The following is a 2,484-nucleotide window of genomic DNA, read 5'->3' as shown; positions in this document are numbered from 1 at the left end:
AGGTTCTGCATAATCATGAAGAAGATAGTGATTGATAGCAAAATCACCAAGGGCTTTCCGCCTTTGAACAGGTCTTTCAAACTTGAGTTAATCCCAATCGTGGTAAAGAAGTAGACCAATAATACATCGCGGGCAAATAGATCAAATTGCACTTCGATTGAGGTCGTCGCGTATAAAACCGCGAACAGAAGCGATGCCAAAATCCCACCAGAGACAGGTTCAGGGATACTGAACTCTTTCAAAAAACCGATGACTTGATTCAGCCTTCGTCCGACAAATAGAACCACGATCCCCATGGTCACTGCAAAGAATGACCCGAGATGTAAGATGTTGTTTTCAAATTCCATAGTGATCCTTGTAAAGGTGAAGTTATGACGTAACTTTAGTTGCCAAATTGCGCTTTAATAAGCAACTAGATTAGCATTATTTGTTGCGTTCAAATGATAAGAAGTTTCGGAATTCCGGATCGGCAACAAGTTGTTTGTTACCTTCTTCAATCAATAGATCGACGTTTTCTTTGTCTATCATAAAGTCCGTCGGAATTTGATTGAGCAAATATCGCTTTGCGCTGTTGTCTGATTTATTCAAGCTGATCTCAATGAAGTAGGGTGAAACCTTACGACCTTGATGAGAGGCCAGTTCTTGCCAAGATTGCAACTCGTCAACGATCAAATCTTTTGTTGTATCGTTGTAGCGATGCAACTGTATATCGGTGATGACATCCACCGTTTGTTTCATGGAAGGTGCTTCAATCGACTCTCCAATGCCAGATTCTGGCGTCGTCGATGCATCAACCGAAATGATGACAATAGGGCGCGCGTGTTGGTTGTCGTACAAGTTTTTCAACTCTTCGTTGTCGTTGTAACGCAAGTATTCAGACATCTCATATACCGATAGCAAACCGAGGTTGTCAGTAATTCCGCCATCCACAAGGTGGAGATAACTCACATCATCCTTATTGCTATATGACTTTAACGACTTGATCAGATTTCGGTTGCGGTAACTTGTGGCCTCAAACGAGGGTTGTAAATGCTCTGATTTATCACAGTCATTTTTGTTTTCTAGTACCACAGGTGTGAAAACGAAAGGCACAGCAGAAGAAGCCGTCACCGAACTGGACACTGAATAGCTGTTCAGGTCTGAACATATGAGGTCAAAATACTCTTGTGTGAATGAAAAACGCGAACCCGTTGAAATGTCGGTCGCGTTAATGACAATGTAGGGTGCATCTTCTCGGTGCATGTCGGCAAATGTACTTTCACCGAAGATGTTGGCTTTGTAATAGTCGGTGGCTTTGTCTGTTCTGGTGGCGTACGAGAACCAATAAGTCGGAGATAAAAGGATGGAGAACAGATCTTTTGAGACTTCGTGATAAAGGAACGTTTCTTCGTAATCTTCGAATATCTGGTCACCATACAAACCATAATACGCGGCGGTAAAGCTGCCACCGGATACCGAACTGATCATATCAACTTCTTCTAACAGATTGACCGTTTCACCATTTACTTGGATGTTGGTGTCGCGCAATGCTTGCAACACACCATATGAGAGCGCAGCCGCTCGTGTGCCGCCACCAGAAAAAGAGAGGATCAACGTAACTTTGCTATTGGGTTTATTGAAGCTTTTCGCCGTGTAGGTTTGATTCTGCTGCGCAGCAGATGGGCTTGTGTTGGTTACTTTGTTTTTCGCGCTACAGCCTGAAAGGGCAAGCGAGAAGGCCACTAACAGTGAAACTTTCGCGAACCCTTTAAAATCGGGGTTAGGTGTGTTGAATGTGTTTACTTTGTTTTTTGGCATAGCGCATTTCAAACTAACGTTGTGATTGAGTGAAATGCGATTTTCGTTGATATCTAATATGCCATCAATAGCATCGCTTGCGATTCAGTGTCACGATTTTCATAACAATAGAGAGCTGTCTATGCTTATTTAGAACTGTTTTCAGTCATCTTCGGCAATCTTCAGCAATATGGAGTTATCTCCAGCAATTCATAGCGACTTAATGCTACCCAAAAACACAATCTTGCTTGGTTTCATTCCACAAAGGGTATTGCTTCATGACTTGGGTGTAGAGCTTACTGTCGAGGTGCGCTCTTAACCAACGTCCTACGTTCTGATATTCAGATTGCACAAACCACTTCTTCTCGACTCTTACGAACTGGCTAACAAACGGCATCACAGCAAAGTCGGCGAGGCTTGGCTTTTCTCCAAAGAAATAAGGCTGATTGGTGAGTAATGCCTCTAACTTGCTGATGAATCCTTCACAGGCTTGTCTGCGTTGTTCACTATCGATGTTTCGGTAACGCACTGAAGCGCGGTATTTCTCTAAGTGACCAATGAATTCTTCATCGTTGGTTTTGATGAGTTGTTGGACTTGCTCGCTAAGTATTGGATTGCTTAAGCGCAGAAGATCTTGAGGATCGTTTTGTTGAAGCGCCCAGTTCATCACATCTAAGCTCTGTTCTATGATTTGACCATCAGGCAATA

At 43.0% G+C, this 2,484-nt stretch carries 3 protein-coding genes; all 3 read right to left on the bottom strand.

The features are described from left to right. Positions 1 to 347, bottom strand: a 347-nt coding sequence (locus AB4496_RS24715) for a sodium/glutamate symporter (RefSeq protein WP_372132449.1), incomplete at its 3' end; no start/stop codon positions are given. Between the two features lie 76 nt (positions 348 to 423). Continuing rightward, complete coding sequence (locus AB4496_RS24710) at positions 424 to 1,797, bottom strand: patatin-like phospholipase family protein (RefSeq protein WP_102258489.1); 1,374 nt, start codon at positions 1,795 to 1,797, stop codon at positions 424 to 426. A 205-nt stretch (positions 1,798 to 2,002) separates the two neighbouring features. Next, positions 2,003 to 2,484 (bottom strand): glutathione S-transferase (locus AB4496_RS24705; RefSeq protein ID WP_372132446.1); only part of this gene is annotated, 482 nt, incomplete at its 5' end.

The sequence above is a fragment of the Vibrio sp. 10N.222.46.A1 genome, assembly GCF_041473595.1.
Lineage (GTDB): Bacteria > Pseudomonadota > Gammaproteobacteria > Enterobacterales > Vibrionaceae > Vibrio > Vibrio tasmaniensis_A.
Note: the sequence above shows the minus strand (reverse complement) of the source record. Positions and strands in the feature narration are given on the sequence as shown.

What these genes read in the sequence shown, in the direction of transcription:
- AB4496_RS24710 (WP_102258489.1), bottom strand. Translation starts at nt 1,797, where the DNA reads ATGCCAAAAAACAAAGTAAACACATTCAACACACCTAACCCCGATTTT.